Consider the following 17201-nt stretch of genomic DNA (forward strand, 5'->3'; position numbering starts at 1 on the left):
CCGACCCGGTACGCCCGAGCCGCGCCGGGCGCCCCGGAGCGACCGGCGGCGCGTCCGGGCGGCGCCTCCCGGACCGTCCGCCCCGGCGGCCCGCGGGCCGCCGCGGAACCCCGCGCACTCACCCAGTGGGGTGTGAAACGTGATCGACTCCGCCGGTTAACGACGATGGTCTTGCCCAGCCCGCCGGTGAGGCCTACTTTCGGGGCTCTACGCCCCGTGTCTACGGGCGTAGAAGCTCTCTGACGTCCCGTCGAAGGAGCAGCTCATGGCCAACGTCGTACGCGCCGCTCTGGTCCAGGCCACCTGGACCGGCGACACCGAATCCATGGTCGCCAAGCACGAGGAGCACGCCCGCGAGGCGGCCCGTCAGGGCGCCCGGGTCATCGGATTCCAGGAAGTCTTCAACGCCCCCTACTTCTGCCAGGTCCAGGAGCCGGAGCACTACCGCTGGGCCGAACCCGTACCGGACGGCCCGACGGTCACCCGGATGCGGGAACTCGCGCGCGAGACCGGCATGGTGATCGTCGTCCCCGTCTTCGAGGTCGAGCAGTCCGGCTTCTACTTCAACACCGCGGCGGTGATCGACGCCGACGGCACCTACCTCGGCAAGTACCGCAAGCACCACATCCCCCAGGTCAAGGGCTTCTGGGAGAAGTACTACTTCAAGCCGGGCAACCTCGGCTGGCCCGTCTTCGACACCGCCGTCGGCAAGGTCGGCGTCTACATCTGCTACGACCGGCACTTCCCGGAGGGCTGGCGCCAGCTCGGCCTGAACGGCGCCCAGCTCGTCTACAACCCGTCCGCGACCTCCCGCGGCCTGTCCGCCCACCTCTGGCAGCTCGAACAGCCCGCCGCCGCCGTGGCCAACGAGTACTACGTCGCCGCGATCAACCGCGTCGGCCAGGAGGAGTACGGCGACAACGACTTCTACGGCACCTCGTACTTCGTCGACCCGCGAGGGCAGTTCGTCGGCGGGACCGCGAGCGACAAGACCGAGGAACTGCTCGTCCGCGACCTGGACTTCGACCTGGTCGAGGAGGTCAGGCAGCAGTGGGCCTTCTACCGGGACCGCCGCCCCGACGCGTACGAGGGGCTGGTGCGGCCGTGACCCAGGACGCGAGCAGGCACCTGTTCCAGCGCCACCGCGCCGTGCTGCCCGACTGGCTCGCCCTCTACTACGACGACCCGATCGAGATCACCCACGGCGAGGGCCGCCACGTCTGGGACGCCGACGGCAACAAGTACCTCGACTTCTTCGGCGGCATCCTCACCACGATGACCGCGCACGCGCTGCCCGAGGTGACCAAGGCGGTCACCGAGCAGGCCGGCCGGATCGTCCACTCGTCCACGCTCTACCTCAACCGGCCGATGGTGGACCTCGCCGAGCGGATCGCCAAGCTGTCCGGCATCCCCGACGCGCGGGTGTTCTTCACCACCTCCGGCACCGAGGCCAACGACACCGCGCTGCTCCTCGCCACGACCCACCGGCGCAGCAACCAGATCCTGGCGATGCGCAACAGCTACCACGGCCGGTCGTTCAGCACGGTCGGCATCACCGGCAACAAGGGCTGGTCACCCACGAGCCTGTCCCCGCTCCAGACGCTGTACGTGCACGGCGGCGTCCGGACCCGCGGCCCGTACGCGGACCTCGACGACGCCGGCTTCATCGCGGCCTGCGTCGCCGACCTGGAGGACCTGCTCGGCCACGTCCGCCCGCCCGCCGCGCTGATCGCCGAGCCCATCCAGGGCGTCGGCGGCTTCACCTCGCCCCCGGACGGCCTCTACGCGGCGTTCCGGAAGGTCCTGCGCGAGCGCGGCGTCCTGTGGATCGCCGACGAGGTGCAGACCGGCTGGGGCAGGACCGGCGAGACCTTCTGGGGCTGGCAGGCGCACGGGGCGGACGGCCCGCCGGACATCCTCACCTTCGCCAAGGGCATCGGCAACGGCATGTCCATCGGCGGTGTCGTCGCCCGCGCCGAGATCATGAACTGCCTCGACTCCAACTCGATCTCCACGTTCGGCGGCACCCAGATCACCATGGCCGCGGGCCTGGCCAACCTCACGTACCTCCTGGAGCACGACCTCCAGGGCAACGCCCGCCGGGTCGGGGGCCTGCTCATCGAGCGGCTGCGGGCGGCGGCCGCACAGGTCCCGGCCGTACGGGAGGTCCGCGGGCGCGGGCTCATGATCGGCGTCGAACTCGTCAGGCCCGGTACCGACTCGGCCGACCCGGAGGCCGCCGCCGCGGTGCTGGAGGCCGCCCGCGCGGACGGCCTGCTGCTCGGCAAGGGCGGCGGTCACAGCACCAGCGCCCTGCGCGTCGCGCCGCCGATGACACTGACCGTCGCCGAGGCCGAGGAGGGCGCCGCGATCCTCGAACGCGCCCTGAGGAGCATTCGGTAACGCCCGACCGAAGGAACCACCCCATGACCACCGCCCTGGAACCCGCCCTGTCGGTCCGTCAGGTGCTCGGCCTGGAAAGGGTGCTCGCCGGGGAGCCGGAGGTGGTGGCCGGCGCCGGCCACCTCGACCGGCCCGTGCGCTGGGTGCACGTCGCCGAGGCCGCCGACGTCGGAGTGATGCTCAGCGGCGGCGAGATGGTCCTCACCACGGGCGTACTGCTCGCGGGCGACCCGGAGGCGCAGGCCGAGTACATCCGCTCCCTGCACCGGGCCGAGGCGGCGGCCGTCGTCCTCGGACTGGGCCGCGCCTTCCCCGCACCGCCCGAGGTGATGCGCCGCGCCGCCGAGCGGTGCGGACTGCCGATGGTGGTCCTGCACCGGCCGTTCCCGTTCGCCGAGCTGACCGAGGAGGTCCAGTCCCGGCTCGTACGGCGGAAGTTCGCGGCGGTCAGCCTCTCCGAGTCCGTACGGACGGCACTCACCGGACTCATCACCGCCGGAGCCCCGCTGCAGCGGATGCTCGACGAGATCGCGGTCCACAGCGCCTGCCCCGTCGTCGTCACCAACCTCGCCCACCGGGTCCTCGCGACGGCGGGCGAGCGGTCCGCCGTCGACGACGTCCTGCGCGACTGGGAGCGCATCGCACGCCAGGCGGGCGGCATCGAGGGCGACGGCTGGGTCCGCGCGGAGCTGGGCGGGCGCGGTGAACGCTGGGGCCGCATCGTGCTGTGCGGCTACCGGGGCGACGCGGGCACCGGACGGCTGCTCGCCGACCGGGCCGCCGAGGCCCTCGTGCTGCACCGCATGCTCGTCGGCGCGGCGCACTCGTGGGAGGAGCAGTCCGCGCAGGGCCTGCTCACCGACCTGGTCTCCGGCGTCGTACCGGCCAGGCAACTGCTGCCCAGGGCCCGGGCCGCCGGACTGCCCGTCAACCGCCGCACGTTCGTGCCGCTGGTGGTCCGGGACGCGTCCGCGACCCGGCTCGACCGGGTGCTGCGGCTGCTCGGGCTGCCCGGGATCGTCGCCGAACTGGCCGACGGGGCGACCGCCGTGCTGCTCAGCCTCGCCCGGGACCAGGACCCGGAGGCCCTCGCCACGCACTTCGCCACCCGGCTGCGGGCCGGGTCGGGGGACGGCGCCGCGGTCGTCGCGGCCGCGGACGCGCGCACCGGGTGGGACGACGTGCCCGCCGGGCTGCGCGAGGCGCGGCACGTGGCGGAGGCGGTCGCGGAGAGCCCCGCGGGCCTCGACCTGCCGCCCGTCGTACGGCTGCGGGACGTGCATCTGCGGGGGCTCGTACGGCTGTTGCGCGACGATCCGCACGTGCAGTCCTTCGCGGAGCGCGAATTGGACGGCCTGCTGTGCGGTACGGCCGCCGAGCCCGACCTGCTGCCGGTGTTGCGGACGTACCTCGCCACCGGACGCAACAAGTCGCGTACCGCGCAGCTCCGGCACGTGTCGCGGCCCGCGCTGTACCGGCGGCTGGAGGCCATAGAGGCACGGCTCGGGGTCGACCTCGACGACTTCGAGCAGGCCGCCTCCGTGCACATCGCCCTGCTCGCGCACGACGCGCAGCAGGGCCGGAACAGGGGATCGGCCGCGAGCACGGTGGTGGAACATGGTCCCGCGCAGGGGTGACACCGTGGAACGCCGCACACCCGCAGACGTGACACGGTGCAACTCAAAGCCGCCGTCCGGACTTCCTAGGCTCGCCGCACACCGAGCGACCGGAGGTCCCGATGAGCAGAGTGATCCGCGCCGCCGTCTTCCAGACCGCGTGGACGGGCGACAAGGAATCGATGATCCAGGTCCACGAGCAGGCGGCCCGCGACGCGGCCGCGCAGGGTGCTCAGGTCCTGTGCTTCCAGGAGCTGTTCTACGGGCCCTACTTCTGCCAGGTCCAGGACAAGGCGTTCTACGAGTACGCCGAACAGATCCCCGAGGGCCCGATCGTGCGGCGTTTCCAGGCGCTGGCGAAGGAGTTGGGCCTCGTCCTGGTGCTGCCGATGTACGAGGAGGAACAGCCCGGAGTCCTCTACAACACCGCCGCGGTGATCGACGCCGACGGCTCGTACCTCGGCAAGTACCGCAAGACCCACATCCCCCAGGTCGAGGGCTTCTGGGAGAAGTTCTACTTCCGGCCCGGCAACAGCGGGTGGCCGGTCTTCGACACCGCGGTGGGCAGGATCGGCGTCTACATCTGCTACGACCGCCACTTCCCCGAGGGCTGGCGCGCACTCGGCCTCGCCGGGGCCGAGATCGTCTTCAACCCGTCCGCCACCTCGCGCGGACTGTCCAGCTACATCTGGCAGTTGGAGCAGCCGGCGGCGGCTGTCGCCAACGAGTACTTCGTGGGTGCCATCAACCGTGTCGGCGTCGAGGAGCTGGGCTCCAACGACTTCTACGGGACCTCCTACTTCGTGGACCCGGAGGCGCAGTTCGTCGGGGAGCCGGCGAGCGACAAGGAGACCGAACTCGTCGTCCGCGACCTCGACACGGCCAAGCTCCGCGAGGTCCGCGACCGCTGGCAGTTCTACCGCGACCGGGCCCCCGGCGCGTACACGCCGCTGACCGCTCCCTGACCGCCCGGGAGCCCGCGGGCCCGGCGGCGAGGGCCCGGGCCCGCGGCTTCGTCTTCCCCTGTGAGGAAACAGCGTTGACCCCAGTTCCCAGCAGCAGCGGCAGCAGCTCGGCGTACGCGCGAGCGGAAGGAGTACGGGCATGAGCCGAACCGTCATCCGGGGTGGCCTCGTCATCACCGCGTCCGACGAGATGCACGCGGACGTCCTGATCGAGGACGGCCGGATCGCCGCCCTCGCCGCGAGCGGCACACCCGCCGCGGAGGCCTGGACGGCCGAACGGACCATCGACGCCACCGGCAAGTACGTGATCCCGGGCGGTGTCGACGCCCACACCCACATGGAGCTGCCGTTCGGCGGCACCTTCGCCTCCGACTCCTTCGAGACGGGCACCCGGGCCGCCGCCTGGGGCGGCACCACGACGATCATCGACTTCGCCGTGCAGAGCGTCGGCCGTTCCCTGCGCGAGGGACTGGACGCCTGGAACGCCAAGGCCGACGGCAAGTGCGCGATCGACTACGGCTTCCACATGATCGTCTCCGACGTGAACCAGGAGACGCTCAAGGAGATGGACCTGCTGGTCGAGGAGGGCGTCACCTCCTTCAAGCAGTTCATGGCCTACCCGGGCGTCTTCTACAGCGACGACGGCCAGATCCTGCGCGCCATGCAGCGCTCCGCCGAGAACGGCGGCCTGATCATGATGCACGCGGAGAACGGCATCGCGATCGACGTCCTCGTCGAGCAGGCGCTGGCCCGCGGCGAGACCGACCCCCGCTACCACGGCGAGGTGCGCAAGGCGCTCCTGGAGGCCGAGGCCACCCACCGCGCCATCAAGCTCGCCCAGGTGGCGGGCGCCCCGCTCTACGTCGTGCACGTCTCGGCGCAGGAGGCGGTCGCCGAGCTGGCGCGGGCGCGCGACGAGGGACTGAACGTCTTCGGCGAGACCTGCCCGCAGTACCTGTTCCTGTCGACGGACAACCTCGCCGAGCCCGACTTCGAGGGCGCCAAGTACGTCTGCTCGACCCCGCTGCGGCCCAAGGAGCACCAGGCGGCACTGTGGCGGGGACTGCGCACCAACGACCTCCAGGTGGTGTCCACGGACCACTGCCCCTTCTGCTTCGTGGGCCAGAAGGAGCTGGGCCGGGGCGACTTCTCGAAGATCCCCAACGGGCTGCCGGGCGTCGAGAACCGGATGGACCTGCTGCACCAGGCCGTCGTCGACGGGCACATCTCGCGCCGCCGCTGGATCGAGATCGCCTGTGCCACCCCGGCCCGGATGTTCGGCCTGTATCCGAAGAAGGGGACGATCGCGCCGGGCGCCGACGCGGACGTCGTCGTCTACGACCCGCACGCCGAGCAGATCATGTCCGCCGAGACCCACCACATGAACGTCGACTACTCCGCGTACGAGGGCAGGCGCACCACCGGCCGCGTCGAGTCGGTCCTGTCGCGGGGCGAACCCGTCATCACCGAGCGGGAGTTCACGGGCCGCGCCGGGCACGGCGTCTACACCCCCCGCTCCACCTGTCAGTACCTGAACTAGGAGTGGCGCACATGGACTTCGGACTCGTCCTGCAGACAGACCCCCCGGCATCCCGTGTCATCAGCCTGATGAAGAGGGCCGAGCGCAACGGCTTCACGTACGGCTGGACGTTCGACTCCGCCGTGCTGTGGCAGGAACCCTTCGTGATCTACAGCCAGATCCTCTCCAACACGACGACGCTCAAGGTCGGCCCGATGGTCACCAACCCGGGCACCCGCACCTGGGAGGTCACCGCGTCGACGTTCGCCACGCTGAACGACATGTTCGGCAACCGCACGGTGTGCGGCATCGGGCGCGGCGACTCCGCGATGCGGGTGGCCGGGCGCAAGCCGAACACGCTCGCCCGGATCAGCGAGGCCATGAAGGTGATCCGCGCGCTCGCCCGGGGCGAGGAGGCGGACCTCGGCGGCACGGTGATCAGGTTCCCGTGGATCAAGCCGGGGGCCGAACTGCCCGTGTGGATGGCCGCGTACGGCCCCAAGGCCCTGAGGATGACGGGCGAGGAGGCGGACGGCTTCATCCTTCAGCTCGCCGACCTCTATCTGACCGAGTTCATGGTCAAGTCCGTCAAGGAGGCTGCCGCGGCGGCCGGCCGCGACCCGGCCGACGTCAAGATCTGCGTGGCGGCGCCCGCGTACGTCACCGAGGACGACTCGCCCGAGGCGATCGCCCACGCGCGCGAGCAGTGCCGCTGGTTCGGCGGCATGGTCGGCAACCACGTCGCCGACCTCGTCTCCAAGTACGGCGAGCACTCCGCGGCCGTCCCCGACGAACTCACCGACTACATCAAGGCCCGTGAGGGCTACGACTACTCGCACCACGGGCGCAGCGGCAACCCCGACACACAGTTCGTGCCGGACGAGATCGTCGACAGGTTCTGCCTCATCGGGACGGCCGAGAAGCACATCGAGAAGCTGAACGCGCTGCGCGCGCTAGGGGTGGACCAGTTCGCCCTGTACGACATGCACGACGCCCAGGAGGCGGTCATCGAGGCGTACGGGTCGACGGTGATCCCCGCCGTCAACGCCTGACCGTCCTACCCTCCCGCGGTCCGGCCGGTGATCCGTCCCCACCCGGACGGAACCCGGCCCGGTCCGGCGACCGAACCCTCCGCCTCCGCCCACCGCCGCACCCTCCACCCCAGGACGTCCCCTTCCCGCATCCCCCGGGGAAGGGGACCGTACGGCCGCACCGGTGCGCAGACGCACCGGGACGCACCACCGTACGGAGCACCACCCGCACCACCTCCCCCACGGCGCCACCCGCACGGCCTTTCCCGTCCCGCCTCATCGATTGGCCTGCCCATGACCGAAACCGTCCCCACGGGGCCGCCGATATCCCAGTCCGCCGACGCCGACGGCCGGATCGAACTCAGCCCCGGGGCCTTCCCCGCCGACAGTCCCTTCGCCAACGAGGACCTGCGTCCCGTCCCGGTCTCCGAACGCAAGTGGACGACGTACAACTTCGCGGCGCTGTGGGTCTCCATGGCCCACTGCATCCCCAGCTGGACCCTGGCCTCGGGCCTCGTCGCCCTCGGCATGGACTGGAAGCAGGCGGTCTTCACGATCGGCCTCGCCAACGTCATCGTGCTGCTGCCGATGCTGGCCACCGGTCACGCGGGGCCCAAGTACGGCATCCCGTTCCCCGTGCTGGCCCGCGCGTCCTTCGGGGTCCGCGGCGCCAACGTCCCGGCGCTGATCAGGGCCGCCGTGGCCTGCGGCTGGTTCGGCATCCAGACCTGGATCGGCGGCAGCGGCATCTTCGCCCTCGGCTCGAAGCTGACCGGCGGCGAGTGGGAGAAGGCCGGGCAGATCGCCGGCAACCCCTGGCCGCTGTGGCTCTGCTTCCTGCTCTTCTGGGCACTCCAGATCGCCATCATCCACCGCGGCATGGACTTCCTGCGGCACTTCGAGAACTGGGCCGCGCCCGTCGTGATCGTCGGCGCGTTCGTGCTGCTCGTCTGGATCGCGGTGAAGGCCGACGGATTCGGCGCGCTGCTCGACCAGCCCTCGAAGCTCGGCTGGGGCGCCGACTTCTGGCCGGTGTTCTTCCCGTCCCTGATGGGCATGATCGGTTTCTGGGCGACCCTGTCCCTCAACATCCCCGACTTCACCCGCTTCGGCGCCAGTCAGCGGGCGCAGACCTGGGGGCAGTCCCTCGGCCTGCCCACCACCATGACGCTCTTCGCGATTCTCGCCGTGCTGGTCACCTCGGGCTCCGAGGTCGTCTACGGCGAGGCGATCTGGGACCCGGTGGCGCTCGCGGCCAAGACCGACAACGCGTTCGGACTGCTCTTCGCCCTCTTCATCGTGCTGATCGCCACGGTCTCCGTGAACATCGCGGCCAATGTGGTCTCACCGGCCTACGACCTGTCCAACCTGGCCCCCCGGTTCATCAACTTCCGTACGGGCGCGCTGATCACGGGGGTCATCGGCATCCTGATCTTCCCGTGGAAGCTGATCTCCACGCCCGAGTTCTACATCTTCACCTGGCTCGGGGTGGTCGGCGGCCTGCTCGGCACGGTCGCGGGCATCCTGATCGCCGACTACTGGATCGTCCGCCGTACGGTCCTGCACCTCGCCGACCTCTACACGGCCGGCGGACGCTACTGGTACACCAACGGCTGGAACTGGCGGGCGGTGCTGGCCTTCGCGGTCGGCGGCGTGCTCGCGGTCGGCGGATCGTACTCGAACACCGACCCGGAGGGCGCGAAGCTGGGGCCGTTCCCGGTCGACGGACTCGTCCCGTTCCTCAAGCCGCTCGCGGACTACGGCTGGGCGGTCGGACTCGCCTCGTCGCTCGTCCTGTACGTCGCGCTGATGGCGCCCTTCGCGAAGGCGGAGAGCGCGGACAGGGCGGAGAGCGCCCAGCGGGCACAGGAGGCGGAGACGGCGGTCTGACGGCCGGCCGTGCCGGGGGTCGCCCTACTGGGCGGCCTTCAGCACGGCCATCGCCTCCTTGGCGGCCTTGATGGCGCCCTTGTTGATCTCGTCGGTGCTCGGCGCCTTCTTCGACTCGAAGTCGCTGCCGTTGTACGTGACGATCACGAGGGCGTTCGACGCGCGGACGACCACTTCGCCCTCGCGCGACTGCTGCTTGTCCTCGGTGGTGAGGTTCACCACCGAGTAGGCGATGTCACCGAGACCCGGGACCGCCCCGCCGCCGCTCTTCTCCTTGGTGCGCTGCTCGTAGGCGGACACCGCGGCCTGGTCCGATTTCTTGATTTCGTACGAAATGTCGAGCCAGCGGTAGTCGAACCCCTTGAGCGCGTTCCAGGAGCAGGTGCGGCGCAGCGACTCGTCGGTGGAGGGGATCTCCTTGCCCGCGGTCTTGGCGCCCGGCACCAGCGCGGTCACCGTCTTCTTCGACACGCCCTCGCAGGGCGCGGGCGAGCTGCGGTAGGTGCGGGTCGCCGCGGCCGTGGACGGCGCGGACGGCGTGGTCCCGCCGCCACCGCCGTCGGCGGTCGGCTTCTTCTCCGCGGTCGGAGTCGCGGAGAACGGCCCGGACGCCAGCGCCCAGCCTGCCGATGCGAGCACGGCGACCGGGAGCAGACGCGCGGTCAGAGCGAGAGGAAGTGAACGCACGACGCACTTCTCGTGGGGGACGGTGCGGAGTAGTCCGCACGGCGGACGGGACGCCAGTGTCACATGAGTCCCTGTCGGACGGTAGTGCGAACTCGCTCCGTGCCTGTCCGGTGACAGGGACTCACTCCTGACGGGCCGTGGTCCCGCGGCCCGCAAGGACCCCCGGAAGCTCCCGCTCGATGCGGTCCACGGCCGCGAACGCGCCGTAGGCGATCAGCCGGACCAGGCAGCGGTCCGTGCGCTCCGGCCCCCTCCAGGCCGCCACGTCCTCGTCGGTGACGCGGTACGGAGCCAGCGCGGCGAGCATCGCCAACCGCGCCCCCGGGCGGTCCCCGCGGTCCGGCAGCGCGTCCCACAGCAGCGGCTGGTGCGTGCCGTCCCACGCCCGCACGGCGTCGCCCACCAGCGCCCGGTCGGGTCCGCTCAGCAGATCGCCGCCCGCCGCTGCCGCCGCACGCAGGGCGGCGAAGGCGGGGCCGACCGCCGTACCGGCCGCCCAGGACGGGCCGGGGCCCGGATCGTCCAGGAGGGCCAGGGCCTCGCCCGGCACGAGACGCCGGCGCACGGTCCTCGCCACGGAACGGCCCACCAGGCTGCGCACCGGGCGCAGTCGCTGGGCGTTGCCCGGCAGCAGGTTCTCGGTGAGCAGCGCGGAGGCGATCCGGTTGATGAAGTGGAAGGCCAGCGCGGTGCCCACGTAACCGGGCGTGTGCTCGGCCGGGAACGGGAGCGGAGTGAGGCCCGGGCCGCCCGGAACGCGGGTCGCCGCGCCCCACGCGAGCAGCCGGGCGTGCTCCTCGTGCTCGGGGGACTCCCCGCGGGCCAGCCGCTCGGCGAGGCGGTGGTCGCCCGTGGCGTGCAGCAGCACGGTGTGCGCGTCGACGCAGAAGGGGCACTTGTTGGCGCGCGACACCCCCAGTGCGGCCAACTCCTTGCCCGTGCGGCTGCCGTCGCCCGCGAGCAGCGACTCCCGCGTCAGGGCCCAGGCAGCGGGCAGGAGTTCGGGAGCGGAGGACAGCACGACGAACGTCGAGGGGCCGTCGATGCCGAAGTCCGAGGAGATCTGCCGGTGGACCTCGGCCGTACGGCCGGTGGCGGACCTGACGGGCGGCGGAGCGGTGTGGCGGAAGGGTGTGGTCATGCCGAGAACCCTGGCTCCCGGACGGCCCCCGGCGCGTCGTACGGCCGGAGGCACTCGGGGGTGCGCCCCACCGGGCGGCCCGCGCGCCGGACTACTGCCCCGGGAGTAGTCGCGGGGCCGTCCACAGGGCTGACGCCGATGTCGGCGCGGCGGTCTACCGTACGGACATGAACGGGGACCGGGTGGTGCCGAGGCGCGTCGCCGACCTCGCGCTCGCTGTCGTGATCGGCGCGATCGTGGTGGTCGCGGCGGCGTTCGACGCGGGCACGGAGCCTGCCGACCATGTGCTGATCGTGACCGGCTCCCTCGCGCTGGCCGCGTACCGCACCGCTCCGCGGGCCGTGCTCGCCGTCACCACCGCGGCCCTCACCGCACACGTGCTCCACGCGGACCCCGGCCCGGTGGCCGCGCTGCCGGTGGTCGGCGCCGTCCACACCGCGGCCCAGGCTGGGCATCGCGGCGTGGGCGCGGCCGCCGGCGCCGTGTTCCTCGGGGCGACACTCGTGGCGGGCCCCGCGACGCCCGGCACCGTCGAACGGACCGCGCTGCTCGCGGGCTGGTTCCTGTGCGCCGTCGTCACCGGTCTCGCGGGCCGCAACTGGCAGGCGTACCTGCGCCAGACGGAACAGCGCGCGCTGGAGGCCGAACGCACCCGCGAGGAGGCGGCCCTGCGCCGGGCCGGCGAGGAACGCCTGCGCATCGCGCGCGAGTTGCACGACTCGCTCACCCACAGCATCTCCATCGTGAAGCTCCAGGCGGGCGTCGCCGTCCATCTCGCGCGCAAACGCGGCGAGGAGGTGCCTCCCGCCCTGCTGGCCATCCAGGAGGCGGGCGGCGAGGCGATGCGCGAACTGCGGGCCACCCTCGACGTGCTGCGCACCGACGAGCCGACGGGCACCCCGGCCCTCCTCGTCGAGCGGGCCCGGGCGGCGGGCCTCGCCGTGGGCCTGACCGTGACCGGCCGCGAGCGTCCGCTGACGGCGACCGTGGACCGCGCCGCGTACCGCATAGTCCAGGAGGCCCTCACGAACGCGGTACGGCATGCGGGACACGCCAGCGTGGCCGTCCGACTGGACTACGAGGAAAGGGAGTTGGCGATCCGTGTCGACGACGACGGCGCGGCCGAACCGTCCCGTCCACCCGCCGAGGGCATCGGGCTCACGGGCATGCGCGAGCGCGTCGCGGCACTCGGCGGCACACTGCACGCGGCGCCACGTGCCGAGGGCGGCTTCTCCGTGCGGGCCCGGCTGCCGCTGGAGCACGCGTGATCAGGGTCGCGCTCGTCGACGACCAGGCCCTGATGCGCGCCGGATTCCGGGCCCTGCTGGAGGCGGAGGACGGCATCGAGGTGGTCGGTGAGGCGGCCGACGGCGAACAGGGCCTCGCACTCGTGCGCGCGCACGTCCCCGACGTCGTCCTGATCGACGTCCAGATGCCGGTGATGACGGGCATCGAGGCGACCCGGCGCATCGCGGCCGACCCCGCCCTGTCCGGGGTGCGGGTGGTGATGCTGACCAACTACGGCCTGGACGAGTACGTCTTCGAGGCGCTGCGGGCCGGTGCCTGCGGGTTCCTGCTCAAGGACACCGAACCCGCCGACCTGCTCCAGGCGATCGAGGTGGTCGCGCGCGGCGAGGCACTGCTGTCGCCGTCCGTCACCCGGACCCTGATCGGAGAGTTCGTGGCCCGGCCGCCGGACCGGGCGGACGCTCCCGGCCTCGAACACCTCACCCGCAGGGAACGCGAGGTCACCGCGCTCGCGGCCCGCGGCCTCACCAACGAGGAGATCGCCGCCCACATGGTCATCAGCCCCTTCACGGCCAAGACCCACGTCAGCCGCGCCATGACCAAGCTCGGTGCCCGCGACCGCGCGCAACTGGTCGTCTTCGCCTACGAGTCGGGTCTCGTCGCGGCCCGGGAGCGCACGGAGTGACGACCCCGCGAAAGGCCCGTGTGATGATCGGCGTGTGATCGCGATACGCCCGAGACCACGCGCCGCCGCCGTCGTATGCCTCCTGCTGCTGGCGGTGAGCGGCTGCGGGCTCTCCGAGGAACTGGACCGGGAGCGCAACCCCGAGCGCCGACCCACCCCCACGCCCTCCCTCGCACCGCCCCCGATGGAGGTGCCGTCCCCTCCGCCCGAACCGGCTCCCGGCGCCGATGTCCCCGTCCAGTCGGCACAGGGCTGCCCGCCGTCCGGACTGCGCTTCGCGGCGGACGAGGGCGACGCGGCCATGGGACTGCGCGCGATGGGACTCACCGTCACCAACTGCTCCGGCGACCCGGTCGAGGTGAACGGCCACCCCATGGTCACCGTGCTCGACGACGAGGGCGAACCCTTCCCCGAGGTCCGGACCGTCGAGGGCACGGACCGCGTCTCGATGGCCCCGGAGGACCCCGGGCCCGAACCGTTCACCCTCGCCCCCGGCGAGAGCGCGCACGCCGGCCTGTACTGGCGGATGCACGCCCAGTCCGGGGTGTACCTGGACGTCGCCCTCCGCAAGGGCGGAACCACCCAGACCATCCGTCCTCCCCAGCCGCTCGACATCGGCCCGGACAACGTGCTGGGGACCACCGCCTGGCAGCCCGCCGAGTAGCGGGCGCCCGGAGCCCGTACGACCGCCGCGCGGCCGCCGGACGCCGTTCCCGCAGTGAGGAGTTCACCCGTGTTCACCACCCGACCCACGCTCCAGGGCACCTTCGGCATGGTGTCCTCGACGCACTGGCTGGCCTCCCAGTCGGCGATGGCCGTCCTGGAGTCCGGGGGCAACGCCTACGACGCCGCGGTCGCCGCCGGATTCGTCCTGCACGTCGTCGAGCCGCACCTCAACGGCCCCGCGGGCGAGGTGCCGATCATCATCGCCCCCGCCGGCGGCGAGGTACGGGTGCTGTGCGGTCAGGGGGTCGCCCCGGCCGGCGCCACCGTCGCGAACTACCGGGCCCTGGGCCTGGACCTCGTCCCCGGCACCGGCCCCCTCGCGGCCGCCGTGCCCGGCGCCTTCGACGCGTGGATGCTGCTCCTGCGCGACTACGGCACGATGTCGCCGGCCGAGGTCCTCGCCCCCGCGATCGGGTACGCGCGGGACGGGCACCCGCCCGTGGAGGCCGTCGGAGCGACCGTCGAGACGGTGCGCGAGCTCTTCGAGACCGAGTGGACCTCCTCGGCCGAGGTGTACCTCTCGGACGGGCGCTCCCCGCGGCCGGGCGAACTGTTCCGCAACCCCGCGCTGGCCGCCACCTGGCAGCGGCTGGTCACCGAGGCCGCCGCCGCGGGCGACGACCGGGTGGCCCGGATCGAGGCCGCGCGGCGGATCTGGCGGACCGGCTTCGTCGCCGAGGCGCTCGTACGGCAGGCGGGCCGGCCCACGAGGGACACCAGCGGCGAACGCCACACCGGCCCGCTGTCGGCCGCCGACCTGGCCGGCTGGTCCGCCTCCTACGAGGCGCCCCTCACGTACGACTGGCGGGGCTGGACCCTCTGCAAGGCGGGCCCCTGGAGCCAGGGCCCCGTGCTCCTCCAGCAGTTGGCGCTGCTGCCGGACGAACTGCCCCGCCACGGGTCGGCCGAGTACACGCACCTGCTGATCGAGGGGTGCAAGCTCGCCATGGCCGACCGGGAGGCCTGGTACGGGGACGCCGCGGAGGTCCCGGTGGGGGAGTTGCTGTCGGCGGAGTACAACTCCGGTCGGCGCGCGCTGATCGGCGAGGAGGCCTCGTACGAGCTGCGGCCCGGGAGCCCCGGCGGGCGTACACCGCGGCTCAGCGCCCACGCGCGTGCCGTGGCCGCCGGGGAGGGCGGACCCGGCGCGCCCGCGGCGCCCGGTGCGGGCGAGCCCACCGTGGCGAGGACCGCGGGCGCGGACACCGCCGAGTTCCTCGCGGGGGAGTCCGCCGCCGCGGGCGCAGCGGCTCACGCGCGGTCGGGGGCGGGGGTGCCCGAGGTCTCGCCGGACGGCGCGACCCGCGGCGACACCTGCCACCTCGACATCGTCGACCGGTGGGGCAACATGGTCGCGGCCACGCCGAGCGGCGGCTGGCTCCAGTCCAACCCGGTCGTGCCCGAGCTGGGCTTCCCGCTCGGCACACGGCTCCAGATGGCCTGGCTGGAGGAGGGGCTGCCCAACTCCCTGACGCCGGGCCGCCGCCCCCGGACCACCCTGACCCCCTCGCTCGCCCTGCGGGACGGCGTACCGGTCATGGCCTTCGGTACCCCGGGCGGGGACCAGCAGGACCAGTGGCAGCTGCACTTCTTCCTGGCCGTCGCCCTGCGCGCGGAGGTACGGGGCGGGCCGGACCTCCAGGGCGCCGTCGACGCGCCGAACTGGCACAACGACAGCTTTCCCGGGTCCTTCCACCCCCGGGGGATGAGTCCGGGCAGCGTGACCGTCGAGTCCCGGACGGACCCGGAGGTCGTCGAGGAGCTGCGCCGCCGCGGCCACGACGTGCGGATCGGCGGGGCCTGGTCGGAGGGACGGCTCTGCGCGGTCGCCCGGGACCCGCGCACCGGAGTGCTGTCGGCGGCGGCGAACCCGCGGGGGATGCAGGGGTACGCCGTCGGCCGCTGACCCTCGGCGTGATCCTTGCGGTGATTCCGTGCGGGGGTGCAGGCGTGCGGGGGTTCCGGACCGTGGGCCGTTGCGCCGGGTCCGACCGGGGTCTCCGAGCTGTCCTCCCCGGAGCCGTCGCCCGGTGCGGTCGTTCCCGGGGCCCGGGCCGAACCCCGGAACGGCCGGGGTCCCGGGCGCCGCCCGGAACGTGTCCGCACCGGTTGTTCACGGCGATTCCACCCGGGATGCACCGGCCGGGCGGGGATTGTCAGAGGCGCGTGCTCTCATGGAGGCATGATCAAGGACATCGAAACCATCGACGAGTTTCTCGCACGGGGCACCACCGACGTGGAACAAGCGGTCCGCGAGGCCGCGGCGCTGGAGATCATGCCGCGCTTCCGGCAGCTCGCGGCACACGAGATCGACGAGAAGTCCGGCCCCCACGACCTGGTCACGGACGCCGACCGCAATGCCGAGGCGTATCTCACCGAGGCCCTCGGCAAGCTGCTGCCGGGCTCGGTCGTCGTGGGCGAGGAGGCGGTCCACGCGGACCCCGCCACCTACGAGGCGATAAAGGGCGACGCACCGGTCTGGATCGTGGACCCGGTCGACGGCACCCGCCAGTTCGTCCACGGCGACTCCGGCTTCTGCACCCTGGTCGCGCTCGCGCAGGGCGGAGTCGTCCGCGCCTCCTGGACGTACGCACCGGCCCGCGACCAGTTCGCCGTCGCCGTGCGCGGGCGGGGCGCCACCCTCGACGGACAGCCCCTGCGCTCCGGCACGCCCGATCCGGGCCGCGCGCTCGACGTGGCCACGTCCCACCCGGACTACACGACGGACGAGCAGAAGCGCGCCCTGCTGGGCCTGTGGACGCAGGGTGTCGCCCCGCGCCCCTGCGGATCGGCCGGACTGGAGTATCTGGCCGTCGCGCGCGGCGAGTTGTCGGCGACCGCCTTCTCCTGGGAGGCGGCGTGGGACCACGCGGCGGGGTTGCTGCTGGTCGAGGAGGCGGGTGGCGCGCACCTGACGCTCACCGGTGAACCGTTCCGCATAACCGGCGGCAACACGCTTCCCTTCACGGCCGCCCGGGACGAGGCCACTGCCCGCCGCCTGGTGGGACTGCTGTCCGGAGCCGGCTGACGGGCCCGCCCCCGCCCGGACCGCGCCACCCTCCGGCACGGCACGGCATGGGGCGGGGCGGGGCGGGGCGGCACCGGCGGGGCGGGGCGCACGGCGCACGGCGCGGGGCGCGGGGTCCGCTCGGGCCGTCCGCCCGGACCCTGCGATCGGGCCGTCCGCCCGGATCGTCCGTGCGGGCCGTGCGGGCCGTGCGGGTCGTGCGGGCGTCGGTGCGGGGGGACCGGTCGCCGCCCTCCCCCCGGGACCGCCGGAGGCCCGGCAT

14 protein-coding genes are annotated in these 17201 nt (G+C 72.8%); 12 read left to right on the plus strand and 2 right to left on the minus strand.

All coding sequences use genetic code 11. The features are described from left to right. Nucleotides 1-265: 265 nt before the first annotated feature. The 7 genes from IE265_RS09870 to IE265_RS09900 all read left to right on the plus strand — a co-directional run bounded on the left by IE265_RS09870 (nt 266) and on the right by IE265_RS09900 (nt 9424). A complete protein-coding gene (locus IE265_RS09870; RefSeq protein WP_190035042.1) occupies nt 266-1108 on the plus strand; it encodes a nitrilase-related carbon-nitrogen hydrolase in 843 nt (280 codons plus the stop codon). After that, nucleotides 1105-2403: an aspartate aminotransferase family protein gene (locus tag IE265_RS09875; RefSeq protein ID WP_229916108.1), complete on the plus strand. Its 1299-nt coding sequence runs from the start codon at nt 1105-1107 to the stop codon at nt 2401-2403. The genes IE265_RS09870 and IE265_RS09875 overlap by 4 nt, the downstream gene beginning before the upstream one ends. Nucleotides 2404-2426: 23 nt before the next feature. Further along, the gene (locus tag IE265_RS09880) at nt 2427-4040 is read left to right on the plus strand and encodes a PucR family transcriptional regulator (protein WP_190035043.1); all 1614 of its coding nucleotides are present in this window, start codon (nt 2427-2429) and stop codon (nt 4038-4040) included. Between the two features lie 101 nt (nt 4041-4141). Next, nucleotides 4142-4984: a nitrilase-related carbon-nitrogen hydrolase gene (locus tag IE265_RS09885; protein WP_190035044.1), complete on the plus strand. Its 843-nt coding sequence runs from the start codon at nt 4142-4144 to the stop codon at nt 4982-4984. Between the two features lie 139 nt (nt 4985-5123). After that, entirely contained in the window at nt 5124-6524 is a 1401-nt protein-coding gene (gene hydA / locus IE265_RS09890; protein WP_190035045.1) for a dihydropyrimidinase, read from the plus strand. An 11-nt stretch (nt 6525-6535) separates the two neighbouring features. After that, nucleotides 6536-7555 carry a TIGR03842 family LLM class F420-dependent oxidoreductase gene (locus IE265_RS09895; protein ID WP_190035046.1) on the plus strand — a complete coding sequence of 340 codons (1020 nt, stop codon included), beginning with the start codon at nt 6536-6538 and terminating at the stop codon, nt 7553-7555. A gap of 273 nt (nt 7556-7828) precedes the next feature. Next, nucleotides 7829-9424, plus strand: a complete 1596-nt coding sequence (locus IE265_RS09900) for an NCS1 family nucleobase:cation symporter-1 (RefSeq protein WP_190035047.1) — start codon at nt 7829-7831, stop codon at nt 9422-9424. 24 nt (nt 9425-9448) lie between these two features. Here the strand turns inward: IE265_RS09900 and IE265_RS09905 are convergent, their stop codons facing one another. Both IE265_RS09905 and IE265_RS09910 read right to left on the minus strand, forming a co-directional pair. After that, on the minus strand, nt 9449-10111 hold the full coding sequence (locus IE265_RS09905) for a hypothetical protein (RefSeq protein WP_190035048.1): 663 nt from the start codon (nt 10109-10111) through the stop codon (nt 9449-9451). 121 nt (nt 10112-10232) lie between these two features. Continuing rightward, nucleotides 10233-11252, minus strand: coding sequence for a carboxymuconolactone decarboxylase family protein (locus IE265_RS09910; protein WP_190035049.1), 1020 nt, complete (start codon nt 11250-11252; stop codon nt 10233-10235). A gap of 167 nt (nt 11253-11419) precedes the next feature. Here IE265_RS09910 and IE265_RS09915 point away from each other — a divergent pair, with 167 nt between their 5' ends. The 5 genes from IE265_RS09915 (at nt 11420) to IE265_RS09935 (ending at nt 16939) form a co-directional block, all read left to right on the plus strand. Continuing rightward, nucleotides 11420-12520, plus strand: a complete 1101-nt coding sequence (locus tag IE265_RS09915) for a sensor histidine kinase (protein ID WP_190035050.1) — start codon at nt 11420-11422, stop codon at nt 12518-12520. Further along, the gene (locus IE265_RS09920) at nt 12517-13185 is read left to right on the plus strand and encodes a response regulator (protein WP_190035051.1); all 669 of its coding nucleotides are present in this window, start codon (nt 12517-12519) and stop codon (nt 13183-13185) included. The genes IE265_RS09915 and IE265_RS09920 overlap by 4 nt, the downstream gene beginning before the upstream one ends. Before the next feature lie 34 nt (nt 13186-13219). Next, nucleotides 13220-13849 carry a DUF4232 domain-containing protein gene (locus IE265_RS09925; protein ID WP_190035052.1) on the plus strand — a complete coding sequence of 210 codons (630 nt, stop codon included), beginning with the start codon at nt 13220-13222 and terminating at the stop codon, nt 13847-13849. 69 nt (nt 13850-13918) lie between these two features. Beyond that, on the plus strand, nt 13919-15817 hold the full coding sequence (locus IE265_RS09930; protein ID WP_190035053.1) for a gamma-glutamyltransferase family protein: 1899 nt from the start codon (nt 13919-13921) through the stop codon (nt 15815-15817). Between the two features lie 276 nt (nt 15818-16093). Then, nucleotides 16094-16939, plus strand: coding sequence for an inositol monophosphatase family protein (locus IE265_RS09935; protein ID WP_190035054.1), 846 nt, complete (start codon nt 16094-16096; stop codon nt 16937-16939). The last annotated feature ends 262 nt before the right edge of the window (nt 16940-17201 follow it).

This window comes from Streptomyces fructofermentans (assembly GCF_014651055.1).
Lineage (GTDB): Bacteria > Actinomycetota > Actinomycetes > Streptomycetales > Streptomycetaceae > Streptomyces > Streptomyces fructofermentans.

What these genes read in the sequence shown, in the direction of transcription:
- IE265_RS09870 (WP_190035042.1), top strand. Translation starts at nt 266, where the DNA reads ATGGCCAACGTCGTACGCGCCGCTCTGGTCCAGGCCACCTGGACCGGC.
- IE265_RS09880 (WP_190035043.1), top strand. Translation starts at nt 2,427, where the DNA reads ATGACCACCGCCCTGGAACCCGCCCTGTCGGTCCGTCAGGTGCTCGGC.
- IE265_RS09885 (WP_190035044.1), top strand. Translation starts at nt 4,142, where the DNA reads ATGAGCAGAGTGATCCGCGCCGCCGTCTTCCAGACCGCGTGGACGGGC.
- hydA (WP_190035045.1), top strand. Translation starts at nt 5,124, where the DNA reads ATGAGCCGAACCGTCATCCGGGGTGGCCTCGTCATCACCGCGTCCGAC.
- IE265_RS09895 (WP_190035046.1), top strand. Translation starts at nt 6,536, where the DNA reads ATGGACTTCGGACTCGTCCTGCAGACAGACCCCCCGGCATCCCGTGTC.
- IE265_RS09900 (WP_190035047.1), top strand. Translation starts at nt 7,829, where the DNA reads ATGACCGAAACCGTCCCCACGGGGCCGCCGATATCCCAGTCCGCCGAC.
- IE265_RS09910 (WP_190035049.1), bottom strand. Translation starts at nt 11,252, where the DNA reads ATGACCACACCCTTCCGCCACACCGCTCCGCCGCCCGTCAGGTCCGCC.
- IE265_RS09915 (WP_190035050.1), top strand. Translation starts at nt 11,420, where the DNA reads ATGAACGGGGACCGGGTGGTGCCGAGGCGCGTCGCCGACCTCGCGCTC.
- IE265_RS09935 (WP_190035054.1), top strand. Translation starts at nt 16,094, where the DNA reads ATGATCAAGGACATCGAAACCATCGACGAGTTTCTCGCACGGGGCACC.